The organism is Kamptonema animale CS-326, assembly GCF_028330895.1.
GTDB lineage: Bacteria > Cyanobacteriota > Cyanobacteriia > Cyanobacteriales > Microcoleaceae > Kamptonema > Kamptonema formosum.
Genome location: NZ_JAQMUA010000480.1, coordinates 1 through 16830, shown reverse-complemented (window position 1 = coordinate 16830; position 16830 = coordinate 1). Strand labels below are relative to the sequence as shown.

13 protein-coding genes are annotated in these 16830 nt (G+C 44.9%); 8 read left to right on the top strand and 5 right to left on the bottom strand.

Features of this window, described 5'->3' with window-relative positions:
- Nucleotides 1-34: 34 nt before the first annotated feature.
- Genes PN499_RS27970 through PN499_RS27955 form a run of 4 tightly spaced genes read right to left on the bottom strand, consistent with a single transcriptional unit; the run spans nt 35 to nt 5333 of the window.
- Nucleotides 35-1018 (bottom strand): glycosyltransferase, encoded by a 984-nt coding sequence (locus tag PN499_RS27970; protein ID WP_272036711.1) that lies wholly within the window; start codon nt 1016-1018, stop codon nt 35-37.
- Between the two features lie 59 nt (nt 1019-1077).
- Complete coding sequence (locus tag PN499_RS27965) at nt 1078-2301, bottom strand: glycosyltransferase family 2 protein (RefSeq protein ID WP_272036709.1); 1224 nt, start codon at nt 2299-2301, stop codon at nt 1078-1080.
- A gap of 46 nt (nt 2302-2347) precedes the next feature.
- Nucleotides 2348-4144 carry an ABC transporter ATP-binding protein gene (locus tag PN499_RS27960; protein WP_272036707.1) on the bottom strand — a complete coding sequence of 599 codons (1797 nt, stop codon included), beginning with the start codon at nt 4142-4144 and terminating at the stop codon, nt 2348-2350.
- A complete protein-coding gene (locus PN499_RS27955; RefSeq protein ID WP_272036705.1) occupies nt 4119-5333 on the bottom strand; it encodes a glycosyltransferase family 2 protein in 1215 nt (404 codons plus the stop codon). Before PN499_RS27955 ends, PN499_RS27960 begins: the two co-directional genes overlap by 26 nt.
- A gap of 679 nt (nt 5334-6012) precedes the next feature.
- Between PN499_RS27955 and sat the strand changes: the two genes are divergently transcribed.
- The 4 genes from sat to PN499_RS27935 all read left to right on the top strand — a co-directional run bounded on the left by sat (nt 6013) and on the right by PN499_RS27935 (nt 10008).
- Nucleotides 6013-7194, top strand: a complete 1182-nt coding sequence (gene sat / locus PN499_RS27950; RefSeq protein WP_272036734.1) for a sulfate adenylyltransferase — start codon at nt 6013-6015, stop codon at nt 7192-7194.
- Nucleotides 7195-7492: 298 nt separating this feature from the next.
- Nucleotides 7493-8431, top strand: coding sequence for an oxygen-dependent tRNA uridine(34) hydroxylase TrhO (gene trhO / locus PN499_RS27945; protein WP_272036703.1), 939 nt, complete (start codon nt 7493-7495; stop codon nt 8429-8431).
- A 224-nt stretch (nt 8432-8655) separates the two neighbouring features.
- Nucleotides 8656-9309, top strand: a complete 654-nt coding sequence (locus PN499_RS27940) for a glutathione S-transferase (protein WP_272036701.1) — start codon at nt 8656-8658, stop codon at nt 9307-9309.
- A 54-nt stretch (nt 9310-9363) separates the two neighbouring features.
- A complete protein-coding gene (locus PN499_RS27935; protein ID WP_272036699.1) occupies nt 9364-10008 on the top strand; it encodes a GIY-YIG nuclease family protein in 645 nt (214 codons plus the stop codon).
- Between the two features lie 73 nt (nt 10009-10081).
- Here the strand turns inward: PN499_RS27935 and nagA are convergent, their stop codons facing one another.
- Nucleotides 10082-11296, bottom strand: a complete 1215-nt coding sequence (gene nagA, locus PN499_RS27930) for an N-acetylglucosamine-6-phosphate deacetylase (protein WP_272036697.1) — start codon at nt 11294-11296, stop codon at nt 10082-10084.
- A 43-nt stretch (nt 11297-11339) separates the two neighbouring features.
- Here nagA and purE point away from each other — a divergent pair, with 43 nt between their 5' ends.
- From purE to PN499_RS27910, 4 genes are all read left to right on the top strand, one after another.
- Nucleotides 11340-11852: a 5-(carboxyamino)imidazole ribonucleotide mutase gene (gene purE, locus PN499_RS27925; RefSeq protein ID WP_272036733.1), complete on the top strand. Its 513-nt coding sequence runs from the start codon at nt 11340-11342 to the stop codon at nt 11850-11852.
- Nucleotides 11853-12057: 205 nt separating this feature from the next.
- Nucleotides 12058-13662: an ammonium transporter gene (locus tag PN499_RS27920; protein WP_272036694.1), complete on the top strand. Its 1605-nt coding sequence runs from the start codon at nt 12058-12060 to the stop codon at nt 13660-13662.
- A 319-nt stretch (nt 13663-13981) separates the two neighbouring features.
- Nucleotides 13982-14896, top strand: a complete 915-nt coding sequence (locus PN499_RS27915; RefSeq protein ID WP_007355032.1) for an SGNH/GDSL hydrolase family protein — start codon at nt 13982-13984, stop codon at nt 14894-14896.
- A gap of 400 nt (nt 14897-15296) precedes the next feature.
- Nucleotides 15297-16631: an ammonium transporter gene (locus PN499_RS27910; RefSeq protein ID WP_417063902.1), complete on the top strand. Its 1335-nt coding sequence runs from the start codon at nt 15297-15299 to the stop codon at nt 16629-16631.
- The last annotated feature ends 199 nt before the right edge of the window (nt 16632-16830 follow it).

Sequence of the window (16830 nt, the reverse complement as noted above, 5' to 3'; positions counted from 1 at the left end):
ATTACCTTAAACTAACAATTGATTTATGAGCTGGCTAAACGACTAATTTTGCACGCCCCAATAGCGAACTTCGTTCTTCTGGACTCATGCGAATCATGCGGTTAATTCCGGCCCACTTACCGCGTACAAAACTTTTGTTTATCTCTACTTCTGCCGGATTCATTCGCCCCAAAGCCGCTCTTAAAGATTGAATTACGATATTTTGAGAAGCTTTCACTGCATCCCCAATAAATTTTAGCTGCCAATCTCGATAAGAGCCTGACCAGAGAAGAGAATCGCCCAAAACTTGAGAGGTTCCTAGACCATAGTTAATATCTATCAGGTATTGTTGAGAAGTACGCCTAGCGGGAATAAAGTGTTTTAACTTGCAATCAGGAGTGTACCAAAGGTCATATCCAGCGCCATAAATCCGTAAAGCTATTTCTACATCACCCCCAGATATGAGCTTGGTGCCGATGCGATCGTGAAGTAATGGTTTATCAATCCAACCAGTATGAGTCAGGGCTGCTCTATTAAGAACTAATCCTGCTCCCACTAGGCAAGATTTTTTTTGGGGTTCTGTACCGTGTTCTTGTTGTGCGAAGGAGTACCCATAATTCAATACATATTTAGGGGGCGAATTTTCCCAATCTAAAATTACTCGACCTCCAAAAGCCCCGCAGTCAGAATGAGTCGCAGCAAATTTAACAGCTTGCTCCACCCAATCTTCTGCCAGGAAGCAATCGTCATCTACGAAAGCAATCCAATCAGCGGTTGTATTTTGAACGCCGTAGTGGCGAGCATAGGTTAATCCTTGCTGTGTTTCTGACCCTGTAGAAAGGTGCGGAATTGTTCCAGAAACTCGATATTTTTCGATAACTTCCTGCGTGTTATCCGTGCAGTTATTATCGACTATTAACACCCTCCACTCTACCTCTGGCGATACTTGCTGTTGGGAAATTGCTGATAGAGCTTTGTCTAGAAGAAGAGCATTGTTATAAGTACAAATGACGATATCAATGGGCGGAAGCTTATTCATATCTAAGTGCTGTTTCCTGCATTCAAGGCGAAATAAATTTCTGAAGCAAATCTTCTTTTTTAGGCAAATTGCCGCCGAATCTGCTCGATACGCTTTAAAGAACGGGGGTACTCACCAAAAATTCCCACGATACCGCCCCACATTTCCGCTAAAATCATGCCTGGGGGCAAAGGATGACAGCCCCTGATACTTTTTTGCAATTCATCCAACTGATAACCAATCCACCAAACGATCAGCCGGATTAGCTGCGATCGCTTGCCAGGATCTGTCTGATAGGATTTTACCACAAAAGCCATAAAACCTAACCCCCAACTCCAATACTGGCGGCGCAGTTTTTCATATTCCCGGCGGTGTTGGTGAAACACCAGATAGCGAGGTTCATAAACGAAGGGATACCCAGCACGAACAACTCGATAAAAAATATCTAAATCGCCACCGCCTGGGAGGGGCGCACCTGTATCAAGTGCATCATCAAATCCCCCTAATTTTAGTAAGACATCGCGGCGAAATGCCATATTGCAACCAGCTCCAAATATGCCAGCACCACAGGGGTATAAGGGGTTATATGGTAAGATTTTGCCATAGCGAATTTTCTCAAAGCCCCGCCGAAAACCTCCTCGACTTTCAAATAAAATTTGGGCTGTAGTTGCTAATTCATAAGGTAGGACTAACCCTGTAAAACCAGCCGCATCGGGATTTTCTGCCCAAGCTTCCATCAAGCCGTTTAGCCATTGGCGATCGGGGGTGACATCATCATCCAGAAAAGCTAATATTTCGCCAGTTGCTTCCTGCAATGCACGATTTCGAGCAAAGTCTAAACCAGGTTTTGGTTCTCGAACATAACGCACTTTTGGCAGACCATCTACCAATTCTTTTGTTTTTTCATCAGACGGTGCATTATCAATAACTAACACTTCAAATTCAGCTTTTTCACCAGAGATAGGTGTTTGTAACTTCAGTAAATGTTCCAGACACCGCGCTACATTATCCACCCGATCTTTGGTACAAATTGCTACTGTCAGCGAGGGAAAAGCATCATCATTTTTGCCAGAATTTAACTCTTCTCTAATCGCTTCCTGAAGTAACTTAGCACCGACCTCCCGCTCGATCGTTTTAGCTAAATCTTCAGGAGAAATGATGCTCTTGCCAGGAAGAGGCTGCATGATGAAACCAACAGCTTTATCTTTGCGCCTCACCACTAAGGCAATTCCTGTATCTTCCTCAGAAATTGTCAGAGTTGGGAGCGGCTGTGTTACTTCAATATCAACGATGGGATAAGGCATAAGTAATTAACCAAATTACTATTAGTTTTGTACTTAGTTTTTGTACTTAGTTTTGTACGTTGCGGTGTTGCAGGTGATAAAGCTTGGCGAAGAGGCCGTCAAGTTTTAGCAACTGCTGAAGGTTGCCTTGTTCGATCGCTCTGCCATTTTCCATGACAATAATTTTATCGGCATTTTCAATTGTCGATAAGCGGTGAGCAATGACAATAACGGTGCGATTCTGGCTGAGGGTACTGAGGGCCTCCTGAATCAAGTTTTCGGCAATACTATCGAGAGCATTCGTTGCTTCATCTAGAATTAGAATATCCGGGTCGCGGACGATCGCGCGAGCGAGGGCGATGCGCTGCCTTTGTCCGCCAGAAAGCCGAACGCCGCGATCGCCTACTTTCGTCTCATACCCTTCCGGCAGTTGGCTGATAAAATCGTGAGCATTGGCCAGTTTTGCCGCGTCAAAAATTTCTGCCTCCGTTGCTTCTAAACGCCCATAGGCGATATTATCCTTCACCGTCCCGCTAAAGATATGAACATCTTGGCTGACGATCGCAATCCCCTTCCGCCAGTCGATTAAATTCAGTTCTTTTAAGGGGCAGTCGTCAACATAAATTTCTCCTGATGTTGGCTCATAAAAGCGACACAGTAGGCTGATAATGGTCGATTTTCCCGCACCCGACGGCCCCACTAAAGCAGTGGTTTGACCGCGTTTTAACTCCAGGGAAACAGCCTCTATTGCCGGCCGATCTTCAGGATTGTAAGTCAAGGAAACTGACTCAAAATAGATCGCCTGCTTCAACTTGTCAAAGGGAACGGTACCAGAGCGGATGTAAGGTTTATCAGAAGTGTCTAAAAAAGCCATCACCAGTGCAGCAGAACTGGCGGTAGAAACTAAACCTAGCCTCGCGACATCTAGCTGTTGCACCTGCGGTTGCAAGCGGTAGAGGATGAATAAAAAAGTCAGCAGCGTGGGCATAGCTGACTGGTTTTGCAGGAGGGCGATCGCTAAAATCGCTAGCAGGAGGAGTGCGGAAAAAACTTCATAGAGTGGATTGATCAGTCCTCCCAGGATATCGAGCTGCAAAAAGGTGTTTCGCACTTGCTGGGAAGCGCGATCGAAGCGTTCTTGTTCGTAAGGTTCCCGTCCAAAGGAGCGGATGGCTCTCATTCCTCCTAATCCCTCCCACATACGGACAGCCAACTGAGAATTAGCGTCTACAGCTTGCTGTGCCAGATGTTTGACTCGGCGCGTCACAAACTGGATGAACTGTGAGATAAAAAACAGCGCTATACTAATAATTAATGTGAGTTGCCAAGAGATAAGCAGTAACAGCGTCGCCAGGACAGTAATCGTACAAGCACAGGTAATCAAGTTAACAAATAAACTCAAAGCTTTGCTAGTTTGCCAACTCTCTGTCGCCAAAATATTCATAATCTTTCCCGATTCGCTGCGCTCTAAAAAAGAGTAGCTAACGGTTAAAGTTTGGTTGAAAATTTGGCAGCGCAATCTGTTGCTAATTCGCGAGTTTAACCAAGCAAAAAGCACAGAATTACTATAGACAATCAAGTTTTTGATGATGATGCTGGCTAAAATACAAAATGGGATGATTAAGACGCGGTAGCCAGCAGGGACAGCAACGAATATCTTATTGAGAGAATCAATGAAAGAATTGCCAGTTACAACCTGAGCTTGTTCTTGCTGTAAAGTTTGCAAAAAGGGAATGAATAAGCTAATGCCAAAGCCATCGGAAAGAGAAGCAAGCATACCCAAGGAAATCATTGCCGGGATTGCCCAAGGATATACTTTGAGGAGAGGGAGCAGAGTTCTAATAGCCTGAATTTCTTTTTTCATAAGACAACTCTGCCTTTGCAGGTGGAGTGGCGCTAACGTTCATTGGAGGGAGGATGTCCATCTTTGCTTGATTTCGCTTGACTAGGCGGGAAATTGAGCCGTGAATAATATTCCCAATCGTCACCATCAATGCGATATTTTTGCGCCTACTTTCAACTAGCAAATCTAGGCTGCTGATTTTAATTTCAGCAGAAGTCTGTTCTTGCGCTTTCAGAGGTTTTTCTATAGCCTCCTGAGATTTCCCACGCTGGGATAATAGGTTTAAAAGGCTCTTACTCAATAATCTATAAAAGCTATAGCGCAACAAAGGCGAGATGCACTCAGTTTTTAAAGCTTGTAACAACCAAAATAGTGCGGTGCGATCGCTACCATTCCGGCTGCTTTGGCGTGCTAAATACATTAAAAAATTACTGGTAGACAATCGGTAGAGAAAGTTAGGAATTTCAGGATGCCGTTGCCTGACATCTTGCAGCATTAAGGTGTGAGACTTCGCCATTGCTGTATAATTACTAGACATACTGCTGTACACTTTGCGGTATCCAATTAGGAATTCCGGTACAACTCGGAATTGATAGAATTCTGCCAACCGCAGGTACAGATCCCAATCTTCACAGCCTTGAGCACTCCGTTCTCTGTAGCTGCTGTCATACAGGCCAACTTTCTCCAAGGCAGAACGCCGGAGCATTGAAGCGCTAGCATTGCCTAAAAAGTTGTGGCAGACTAGGGTTTCATACACTTCGCCTTCAATCATAAAAGTGTGGATGTCCCCATTGAGGAAACCCTCTTCGTCAATGTCTACTGTCCACGAATAGACGACTCCTACTTCTTCTCCTCCTTCCAACATACATTGAACTTGTTTTTCGATGTTTTCAGGATACCAAATATCATCAGCATCAATCGGAGCAATATATTCTCCTCTCGAGTGCTCAATTCCTAAGTTGCGAGCAGCAGCGACTCCAGCATTTGACTGTTTCAGGAGTCGGACACGAGAATCTTTTTGGCAAATTTCTTCAACAATTTCAGGGGTTCGATCTTGGGAACCGTCATCAACTACTAAAACTTCAATTGCTCGATAAGTTTGAGCGAGAACAAATTTCAGCGTTTCTTCAATAAATGGCTCAGCGTTGTATGCAGGGATAATGACTGAGACGAGAGGCAAATGAGGGGATTTTTGAGAATCTGGCTGCATTGGCTTTTAAGAAGGTTTTTCAAAATTTTTGTCGCTTTCTACTAGATTAGCGGCTCTACCTTACACTCCTCGCAGTCAGGACTTACACAGTTGGCGGAAGAGACAGCCAAGGAGCCGCTAAGCAAATTTGTAACGCATTCTCAGTTCAAAGTCAATAGTATTATTGAGAATGTCAATTTATCTAACGTGGTTCCGACACGATTGCCATCTCGATTTAATCAGCGTTTAAAAGGAAAGGAACTCCGAGAATTATGATTACCCAATGTACTTAAATTTTCCGTCGAATTCACGTTAGTTAACAATCGCGGCTGGATTTACCCCTTTGAAATTATTTGCCAAGACTGGCAAATAATGGCATTAGATTCTGGACGAGAATACCCATTATTAAAAATATTGAGAGCGAGGCAATTTATTTGTTAATAATGGCTTGTCTGAGTAGGAGACATCTACACGCATTGCGCGTACCGCCTGACTCGAAATCAGCCAGAGATGCCATCAGTGGGTAAATTGGGAGCCGATCCCCAAAAATTTAACATTAAAACCTAAAAGCGATCGTAACGCCGCCGTCCCAGCGTTATGAGCAACCGCCGGGAGGGCGGCGTTACAAATGCGTAAGTCCAAAGTCCCAGAGCTTGGTAGTATGGACACTGGTAGCTACAAGCTGAAAACCCAAATTAACATGAGTCAGTATTTAGATAGCATTCCGCCGCACGGCGGTCAACTGATCAACCGTATTGCCACACTAGATCAGAGACAAGAATTTTTCCACAAAGCAGAGACTCTACCGCGAGTTCAGTTAGACGATCGCGCCCTCTCCGACTTACAAATGATTGCGATCGGCGGTTTTAGCCCCCTGACAGGGTTTATGAATCGCGATGACTACAAATCCGTCGTCGCCGATATGCACCTCTCAAACGGCCTGCCTTGGGCAATTCCCGTCACTCTTCCCGTCTCCCAAGAAGTAAGCGATCGCCTTAAAGAAGGTACCTTAGTCCGCCTCGACTCGCCCAAAGGCGACTTTGTAGGCATCTTAGAACTAACTGAAAAATATTCCTACAGCAAAGAAATCGAGGCAATCAACGTTTACAAAACTGATGACCTCAAACATCCCGGCGTGCAGGTACTAGACAAATCCGGGCCTATTAACCTCGCTGGCCCAGTATGGCTAATGGAACGTCTGGATCATCCCCTGTTTCCTAAATATCAAATTGACCCAGCCAAATCGAGAGCTTTATTCCGTGAAAAAGGCTGGAAAACCATCGTCGGATTCCAAACCCGGAACCCCATCCACAGAGCTCACGAATACATTCAGAAATGCGCTTTAGAAATAGTAGATGGATTGTTTTTACATCCCTTAGTTGGCGCAACAAAAGAAGATGACATCCCCGCCGATGTACGGATGCGCTGTTACGAAATCCTGTTGGAAAAATATTTCCCACAAGACCGAGTAATTTTAGCAATTAATCCCTCAGCCATGCGCTATGCAGGGCCGCGAGAAGCAATTTTTCATGCTTTAATCCGCAAAAACTACGGCTGTACGCACTTCATTGTCGGGCGCGATCATGCAGGGGTTGGTGACTACTATGGAACTTACGATGCTCAACACATCTTTGAAGAATTTGACCCCGCAGCATTAGGCATCATGCCAATGAAATTTGAACACGCTTTTTACTGTAAATTGACGGGGCAAATGGCTACGACAAAGACAAGCCCAAGTTTACCAGAACAGCGAGTACATTTATCCGGGACAAAGGTGCGGCAAATGTTACGAGAAGGGAAATTACCACCGCCGGAATTTTCACGGCCAGAAGTAGCAGCAGAATTGGCACGGGCAATGAATATTTATGCTTATGAGATTTGATTAGTGGAGAGCCGTGCAGGACTGTAAACTGGCTCCCTGCTAAATTCTTTGAACTAATCCCTCAACCCCCTTTCCTGCAAGGGCTGTTGCATTCTTAGGACTTACGCTGGTCAAAAACCCGGTTTCGGCGTTAATATTTCTGGAAAAAAGCGACCATCTTGGTCAGAAACCGGGTTTTTTGCGTAAGTCCCTAATTCTGCCTAAAAAATTGTTTGGTGCGATCGCGGTCTATCCCACGTTAAGCTAGAGTTTCCCAACCCTTTCTATATATTGCCACCTGCCACCTGCCTATTGAGCTATGACTTATTTCTTAACCGCCGCCTTGTATAAATTTGTTGAGCTCTCAGATTTTGCCCAACTGAGAGAACCCTTGCTAGCCTGCTGCAACGAAAACAAAGTAAAAGGTACTATCTTACTAGCCCAAGAAGGAATTAATGGCACGATTGCCGGCTTACCTGAAGGCATATATGCAGTGCTAGCATTCTTACGTCGAGATCCGCGCTTAGCTGATTTAACCCACAAAGAATCTTTCTCCGAAAAAGCACCATTTTATCGGTTGAAAGTACGCTTAAAACGCGAAATCGTGACTATGGGTGTACCCGATATTAATCCAACTGAAATGGCTGGTAAGTATGTCAAACCTGACGAGTGGAATCAACTACTTGACGATCCTGATGTTGTCGTAGTTGATGTGCGTAACGACTACGAAGTATCCCTCGGAACTTTTAAAGGTGCGATCGATCCCAAAACAAAAAGCTTCTCTGAATTACCCGAATGGGTAAAGCGAGAAACGGCATTACGCAATAAGCCGAAAGTAGCAATGTTTTGCACAGGAGGTATTCGGTGCGAGAAATCTACAGCATTTTTGCGAAGTCAAGGTTTTCAGGAAGTTTATCACTTAGAAGGTGGAATATTAAAATATCTAGAAACAGTTCCAGAAGCAGAAAGTCGCTGGGAAGGCGAATGTTTTGTTTTTGATGAACGAGTTTCAGTTGGTCATGGCTTAAAGCCTGGTGAATATGAACTTTGTCGCGCTTGTCGTCACCCAATTAGTCAGGAAGAAAAAGCTTCAGAATTATTTGTTTTGGGTATAAGTTGTCCGCATTGCCATAACTCGAAAACTGAAGCGCAGAAAAATCGGTTATCCGAGCGTCAGCGTCAAATTGAGCTGGCGAAGAGTCGCAATCAAGTACATATCGGTGCGAGCTATCATGTCAAGGAGAAGTCAAATCTATAGATCGCTTAGTTCCCTTCGCAATGACATGGCTGCGTTTATTTATTAGGACTTACGCTCAGGGCTCCAGAAACCGGGTTTTTGAGATAATCTGTGGGTACGGGCGAAGTATTTTCGTCAAAAAACCCGGTTTCTAGTGTTAATTTTAGGGGAGAATAAAACTAGAAATCGGCTTTCTTTTAGATTTTTTCCTTCTTCCCTCTTTCTTCTTCCTTTTTCCTTTGCCGATGTCAGCAACCTACCCAATTTTGTATTCTTTCCGCCGCTGTCCATTCGCTATGCGGGCACGCTTGGCATTAATTATAAGCAATCGAGTCTGTGAGTTACGGGAAGTTGTCTTACGTGATAAACCACAGGAAATGTTGGACGTATCTCCTAAAGGTACGGTACCGGTATTGATTGATATTGATGGGCGCGTACTGGATGAAAGTATCGATATTATGCTGTGGGCATTGACACAACACGATCCGGAAAAATGGTTAATTCCAGAACAAGGTTCGGTTGCAGAAATGTTAGAGCTGATTGCTGAATTTGACGATCGGTTTAAATATCATCTTGACCGTTATAAATACCCCGATCGTTATGAAGGTAGCGATCCAGAAGCTCATCGGATTGAGGGGGCTTTATATTTAGAGAAACTGAATGTGAATTTAAGCACGAAAAAATATTTATTCGGTAATCGTGTGGCATTAGCAGATATGGCGATCTCACCCTTTATTCGTCAATTCGCCCATACCGATCTAGATTGGTTCAATGCACAGCCTTGGTCGCAGCTACAAGCTTGGTTATCAGAGTTTATAGATTCTGAAATCTACACTCAGGTGATGAAGAAATACCCAAAATGGGAATCAGGCAATACAGCGGTTATGTTTCCTGATTAAGAGGTAAGATATTTTCAATAAAGCTCTAATTTATGGAAGCGAGACTTAAATCCGATGGAATCCGAAAATAATATCGCTATTGAACATCAGAACGTTCCTGTGGCTCATCAAGGGCTGCACAGTTTTTTGTATAGTTCTGATGATGAGCATACCTCCGTTAGCCCATCTATTGCCTTAGATAATGACGTGGCTGAGGTTGTTTCAGTGGAAGATTGGCGATCGCTCACCGATCGGGTTAAGGTTGCTGGAGTGTATGCAGTTTTAGACTGCGATCGCCAAACTCAATACATTGGTTACTCACGGGATGTACGCCAGTCTCTAGAAGGACACATAGCTCAAAATGGAACTGAAATCTGTGCTTTTATTAGAGTTCAGGTGTTTAAATTTCCTAAGCGTCAGGCGATGGAAGCTCTTCGGGATGAATGGATTGCTGAGTTAGATTACATTCCACCTGGAAATCAAGCAGCACAGGGAAATTGGGCGAGTACAGTGGGTGAAGCGGCCCGGATTGTGATGTCAGAAAGCGATCGCAATAACTACGAAGAGAAGAAGCTTAAATTACGTAAAGCAATGGCGGATACCACGCTTATTGATGAATTAGAGAAGAACGATCGACAGGATAGCGTAATGGCTGAGCGTCATCAAAAATTAGAAGCAGCAGTTAAAAATGATGATTGGAGTGCTGTCATTGATTCTTAAAAAGAATTATCAAGTTAGCAGTGCCATTAAACCAATTTAACTCTTGACAATTTGTACAAACAATAGTAGCTATCTAAAATAATCTTTGCCAAGTCAATTCTTTCGTCAATTCATTCAACTTCCAGCGCAATAACTGAACAGCCGACTGACCACAAATCCCAGGAAGTCCGATCGCTTTTCGCGGTGAATCCACAGCCATCGCGATCGCACTTTCGGCATCGCAAATTCCCCACTTCACCAAGTTTTGTACCCCCATCAATAAAGGTAGCGTCGTCCCCGCTAACGTTCCCCCTTCTACTGGTTCGTGATAGCCAACTCGTACCCAAGCCGTACCTTTTTTAACTTCAATATACCGAGAATCCCAAGGATAAACGCCATCCCGCAATCCCAAAGGTGCTAAAGCGTCGCTAACTAAGAAAACTCCTTGTTCATATTTGCTAGAACGGAGTAGCACTTCAATCATGGCAGGAGTTACGTGCTCGCCATCGGCAATTAATCCACACCGAACATGGGGGTGAACGATCGCTGCTCCCAACATTCCGGGTTCTCGATGGTGTAAGCTGGGCATGGCATTAAAAGCGTGAGTTACCATTGAGGCTCCTTGTGCAAAAGCCTCCTGTGCTTGTGCTGCTGTGGCTAGTGAATGTCCCAGGCTAACTGTAATGCCTAAACTTTGCAAATAGGCGATCGCTTCTCCTGTGCCGTCTAACTCTGGCGCGATCGTAATTACTCTAACTATATTTGCCCAATCGCCCAAAACTTGCTTGACATTTTCTATTTTTAATGGTAATAAAAATTCTGCTGGATGAGCGCCTCGCTTGTGAAAATTAAGAAACGGCCCCTCTAGATGGACTCCCAAAATTTGAGCTGTTTTAGGAGATGCGTCTTTGTTAGCGGCCATAAAATCAGCAATAGTAGAAAGCGATCGCCTAAATTTTTCCACTGATGTTGTTACCAGAGTTGGCAAAAAACCATCTATTCCCTGAGTCCACAAAAACTGACAAATTTCCTGTAAAAATGGGATATTGTCGCTCTCTAAATCTGGAAACGCTAAGCCAAGGGCACCATTAATTTGCAAATCGACTCCGCCGAGAGACACCAAATCTCCGCCTGCGTCGATTACTTGCAAATCTGGAGGAGCAACCCGCTTAAACACTTTGTCCATCGGGTAAATTCCTTGAATGATACCCTCAGCATTAATAGCGATCGCCTGCAAGCCATTGTAACCGGGGAGCTTAGCATTAAGAATATCTATCGGGGCAGCAATTGGGGTTGTTGCTTCAATCATTATTCCAACAAAATATCTAAATATGTCTGAAATCGAAAATCTTATGACTCAAGCTGTAATTGGAATTATCATGGGCAGTGATTCTGACTTGCCAACGATGAAAGATGCGATCGCCATCTGTGAAGAATTTACCATCCCTTGCGAAGTCGCGATCGTCTCCGCCCACCGCACTCCTGAGCGGATGGTAGAATATGCCCAAAATGCACATCTGAGAGGTCTAAAAGTTATTATTGCAGGTGCGGGAGGAGCAGCACATCTCCCAGGTATGGTAGCATCGCTGACACCTTTGCCAGTAATTGGAGTACCTGTGGTCACACGCCACCTGCAAGGGGTAGATTCCCTCTACTCCATTGTACAAATGCCTGCTGGCATACCTGTAGCAACAGTGGGAATAGGCAATGCTAAAAATGCTGGCTTATTAGCAGTACAAATATTAGCGGCTTACCAACCAAAATTGTTAGAGCGAGTGCAGCAGTACCGCCAAAGTTTATCGCAATCTGTGATAGAAAAGCAAGAGCGCTTAGCTGAGCTTGGTTATAAGCAGTATCTCGATTAAAGTTATTAACAGTTAACCGTTAACTGTTAACCCTTAACAGTTAACTAAGAAATGAGCAATTAGGCTTGACAAGCTGTCTACTTTCGTGCTGCTATGTCAACCCAAGCAATTCCAGAACCTTCGCTAAAAAAATGTATATTTGGATACAGAAGGTAAGGAACAAATATTGATGGAATCTTTGAACAATTGCTGAAATATTTGCAAGATGTCTAAACTAACAATCCAAAAGAAAAAATTGAGAAAAACACAGCGATCTCGTTCCAATTGGTTCGCAACTGAATTTCCGAGAGTTACCAAAAAGTTAGCTCGTTTACAAGTCGCCATTAAGCGGTTGAGCCCTAGCTGGCAGGCTTGCATTCCCTTAGCTGGTATCATCGTGCTGTTTTGGGGTTACGCTGCCGTAGCGCAAAGCGCACCCCCCACCACTGAGGAACAATTAGCAAGTCTGAAGGTGGGAATGGACACCATGTGGGTGATGGTGGCTGGGATGCTGGTGTTCTTTATGAATGCTGGCTTCTGTATGCTAGAAACTGGCTTCTGTCGTCAAAAAAATGCAGTTAATGTTTTAGCCAAAAACTTAATTGTATTTGCCCTTTCCACAGTTGCATTTTGGGCGATTGGCTTTGCCCTAATGTTCAGCGACGGCAATGGTTTCCTCGGTACCAGCGGCGGATGGTTTCTCTGGAACGTGACTGACAATAGCCCTGCCACAGGGGACGCTTACCAAGGCATCTTCAGCTCTTTAAATTGGACTGGTATACCGCTCAATGCTAAGTTCTTTTTCCAATTAGTATTTGCAGGTACGGCCGCAACTATTGTTTCGGGAGCAGTTGCAGAGCGGATCAAGTTTTTTGATTTCTTAATTTTCAGCTTGTTGCTAGTAGGAATTGCCTATCCCATCACCGGACACTGGATTTGGGGCGGCGGTTGGCTGGCAAAAGCAGGCTTTTGGGATTTTGCAGGTTCAACAGTAGTTCACTCTGTGGGCGGTTGGGCAGCTTTGATGGGAGCAGCTTTTCTGGGGCCCCGTACGGGCAGGTATAGAGATGGCGAAACCGTTGCTATGCCCGGCCACAACATGAGTATTGCGACGTTAGGATGTTTAATTCTGTGGTTAGGATGGTTTGGGTTCAACCCAGGCTCGACAATGGCTGTAGATCCAAATGCGATCGCTCACATTGCGATTACAACTAATACAGCCGGCGCTTTTGGCGCATTGGCCGCAGGTCTTACTGCTTGGCTTTACCTCGGTAAGCCGGATCTTTCCATGATTATTAACGGCCTTTTGGCTGGTTTAGTTGGTGTTACGGCTAGTTGTGCTTGGATTAACGTACCTAATTCTGCCCTGATTGGCATTGTTGCTGGGGTAATCGTAGTCTTTGCAGTTACTTTCTTCGATAACTTAAAAATTGATGACCCCGTAGGTGCAACCTCAGTTCACCTAGTCTGCGGTATTTGGGGAACTCTGGCAGTAGGCTTGTTTGCTGATGGCCCGACAACTGGTATCTATACTGCTGGCCCAGCAGCCGGATTGCTAGTAGGTGGTGGCTTTGGTCAACTTTGGTCGCAAATTGTAGGCATTGTTTCAGTGGGAGGGATGACTGTTCTGCTGAGTACGATTTTCTGGCTGGCTCTGAAGGCGACTCTGGGTATCCGAGTTACTCCAGAAGAGGAAGCGGAAGGCCTAGATATTGGCGAACACGGAATGGAAGCCTACAGCGGCTTTGTCAAGGAGACAGGCTTTAGTGGGGTGAATGATGCACCCTCCCGTAGCGGCTGGCCTGCTAGCGGCGGGACTGGGAATAAGTAGAGTATAGGGGGCAGGGGGCTCTCTTAAGCTCTTGAGCAGGGGAGAGGGGGGAATTTTCTATCTTCCATCTTCTCCCATCGCTCCTTATCCTCGTCCCAATCTCCTTGGTTTAAGAGATTACCTCGTTAATGTAGTTCTACCAGTTAACAGTTAACAGTTAACAGTTAACAGTTAACAGTTAACGGTTAACAATTTTGTGGTAAAGTGTGCAAAAAAGACGGTGCTTGATTCCCACAGGTCGAAAACAGAGTCGATCGGTTGAATCCGAGCCAGTATTTATGCCAATTCGCCGTCGGATGGCTGCACGTCCCCTGAGCTTATGGTTAAGTTTGAAGCTGGTAGTGGAGGAGGCTCTAATAAATCCCTATTAGGGATGAAATTTACTCGCTCAACAACTCCTCCGGCTTGGGCTTTGTTATCTCTAGCTACCAATGGGCTGCTGCTTGTGACTGTTGCTTTGTTGGTGATGCGCGATCGCATTATCTCTCACTCTGCTCAAGCTAGTAACTCTATGACTGCTACTAGCTTTCAAGAAAAAATATTGGAACAGGTATCGGGAGGTATTGGGCAAAACCAGCCTGTGTTGGGGCCTCGCCACAAGTGGACTTACGAACAGTGGGTGGCTCAGTTGGGGCGAGAAGCTGAGGCTGTGGCGGTTAATAGACCCGAAAGGCTGACTGTTCTGGCTGGGGATTCCCTGAGTATGTGGTTCCCACCGCAACTGTTACCAGGCGATCGCATTTGGTTGAATCAAGGAATTTCTGGTGAGACTTCGGCGGGTTTGCTAAAGCGGTTGCAAATTTTTGACCGCGTTAAACCGGAGACGATTTTTCTAATGATTGGGATTAACGATCTGATTCGGGGGATAGGAGAGGAAACGATTCTGGCTAACCACCGACAGATGATCCGCGATTTGCGTTGGGTTCATCCTCATTCGCAAATTATAGTGCAATCGATTTTACCGCATGGGGGAGATCGAGCTTCTTGGGAGGGTCGCGATCGCCTTTTAGCAATTCCTAACAGTTACATTCGCGATCTAAATCGGCAGCTTAAAGAGGTTGCTAATTCAGAAAATGCTTTATACCTAGATTTATACCCACTTTTTGCCGATACAAATGGTAATCTCCGATTGGAACTGAGCACTGATGGTCTGCACCTGAATGAGCAGGGATATTTGGTGTGGCGATCGGCTCTTCAAGTTTTTAGTCAGTTAGAGTTAGATGTGAATCATTAATTAAGACTTACGCACGGAAAATCTAATTCTGTCATTGCGAACATAGAAAATTTAAGTCTGTCATTGCGAACATAGAAAATTTAAGTCTGTCATTGCGAACGTAGTGAAGCAATCTTAGCCCCAAGGAGATTGCTTCGCTTCGCTCGCAATGACAGAACATCCCAATAACAGAACATCCCAATGACAGAACATCCAATGACAGAACATCCAATGACAGAAAATTCTAGTGAGTGTGTAAGTCCGGTTTTTAGTATTCGGTAATACAGAATGGTTGTTTGACAAATGGTGGAATCCAAAGGTTAGCCTTGAAAATTCCTTTGTGTTGGGGAGTAAGTGAAAAGTGATTAAAAAACTTCTACTGATTGGGGTTATCTCGTTATGGGTGTTGAGTGGCCCACTTATGGGAAATGCTTTGGCTCAAAATGCACCCGAAGTAGTGGAAAATCCGATTAATAGTGGTGATACGGCGTGGATGCTGATTTCGTCGGCGCTGGTGTTATTTATGACTCCGGGGTTGGCATTTTTTTATGGGGGACTGGTGCGATCGCGCAATGTCCTCAATACAATGATGATGAGTCTGTTACTAATGGCTCTGATCGGCGTTACCTGGACTCTTTGGGGTTACAGTTTGGCCTTCGATGTCTCCACCCCCGTTTCTGAAGGCTTTGCCAAAGGGATTGAAAAGTTCATCGGCGGCTTCGACTGGATGTTTTTAAACAATGTCGCAGCCGATAAACCCGATCCGATTGGCTACGCGGGAACGATTCCCCACCAAGTCTTCATGGTTTACCAGATGATGTTCGCGATCATCACGCCTGCTTTAATCTCAGGTGCGATCGTTGAGCGGATGAGTTTTAAAGCTTATTTCTGGTTTGTACTGCTTTGGTCTACCTTTATTTACTCTCCCTTAGCTCACTGGGTTTGGGGCAGAGGCTGGCTGGGCGAACTGGGAGCTTTGGACTTCGCAGGCGGTAATGTTGTCCATATTAGTTCCGGCGTTTCTGCGGTGGTTGCAGCCTGGATGATCGGGCCCCGCAAAGACTTTATGAATAAGCCTCACGCTCCCCATAATGTGCCTTATGTGCTACTGGGAATTGGAATGCTATGGTTTGGCTGGTTTGGCTTCAACGGCGGTAGTGCTTTAGGATCGGGAGCTTTAGCAGCAGTTGCTTTTGTCTCTACGATGGTATCTACTTCCGCAGGTGGTTTGACTTGGGCAATTCTGGAATGGGTACTGAGAGGTAAGCCGACGGCTGTGGGAATTGCTTCTGGTTTCTTAGCAGGATTAGTCGGCATTACGCCTGCGGCTGGATTTGTGACTCCGCTTTCAGGTATTTTGATTGGTTCAATCACTGCCGTTTGTTGTTTCTTTGCTGTTAGTTTGCGGGCAAAACTGCAATTTGACGATTCTTTAGATACTTTCCCCGTTCACGGTGTGGGCGGAACAGTGGGGGCGATTTTAACTGGGGTATTTGCAACTAAAGCAGTTAACAGTGCAGGGAATAATGGATTGCTTTTTGGCAATCCGGGGCAACTTGTAACCCAAATTATTAGTGTTGTCGCTACCTACATTTTTGCCGCCGTCGGTACTTTTGTAATCCTCAAGATTTTGGGGACACTGATGGATTTGCGAGTTAAGCAATCCGCTGAAGACCAAGGTTTAGATATTAACGAACACGGTGAAGAAGGTTATGGAGAGGAGTTTGCTGGGGGTCTGAGCATGATTGAGGAATAAGAATTATCTAGCGGTTTTTAACTTGCATGAGAACAAGTAATTGGTAATTGGTAATTGGTAATTGGTAATTGGTAATTGGTAATTGGTAATTGGTAATTGGTAATTGGTAATGGCTAACTGCTAATGGCTAACTGCTAATCGCTAATGGCTAATTACCCATCTTCCCCATCTCCCCATCTTCCCCATCTTCCCCATCCTC

Coding starts and splice junctions, on each gene's coding strand:
- PN499_RS27910 (WP_417063902.1), top strand. CDS start 15,297: ATGGGAAATGCTTTGGCTCAAAATGCACCCGAAGTAGTGGAAAATCCG.
- PN499_RS27960 (WP_272036707.1), bottom strand. CDS start 4,144: ATGAAAAAAGAAATTCAGGCTATTAGAACTCTGCTCCCTCTCCTCAAA.
- sat (WP_272036734.1), top strand. CDS start 6,013: ATGAGTCAGTATTTAGATAGCATTCCGCCGCACGGCGGTCAACTGATC.
- nagA (WP_272036697.1), bottom strand. CDS start 11,296: ATGATTGAAGCAACAACCCCAATTGCTGCCCCGATAGATATTCTTAAT.
- PN499_RS27915 (WP_007355032.1), top strand. CDS start 13,982: ATGGTTAAGTTTGAAGCTGGTAGTGGAGGAGGCTCTAATAAATCCCTA.
- PN499_RS27920 (WP_272036694.1), top strand. CDS start 12,058: ATGTCTAAACTAACAATCCAAAAGAAAAAATTGAGAAAAACACAGCGA.
- PN499_RS27940 (WP_272036701.1), top strand. CDS start 8,656: ATGTCAGCAACCTACCCAATTTTGTATTCTTTCCGCCGCTGTCCATTC.
- trhO (WP_272036703.1), top strand. CDS start 7,493: ATGACTTATTTCTTAACCGCCGCCTTGTATAAATTTGTTGAGCTCTCA.
- PN499_RS27955 (WP_272036705.1), bottom strand. CDS start 5,333: ATGCAGCCAGATTCTCAAAAATCCCCTCATTTGCCTCTCGTCTCAGTC.
- PN499_RS27965 (WP_272036709.1), bottom strand. CDS start 2,301: ATGCCTTATCCCATCGTTGATATTGAAGTAACACAGCCGCTCCCAACT.
- PN499_RS27935 (WP_272036699.1), top strand. CDS start 9,364: ATGGAATCCGAAAATAATATCGCTATTGAACATCAGAACGTTCCTGTG.
- PN499_RS27970 (WP_272036711.1), bottom strand. CDS start 1,018: ATGAATAAGCTTCCGCCCATTGATATCGTCATTTGTACTTATAACAAT.
- purE (WP_272036733.1), top strand. CDS start 11,340: ATGACTCAAGCTGTAATTGGAATTATCATGGGCAGTGATTCTGACTTG.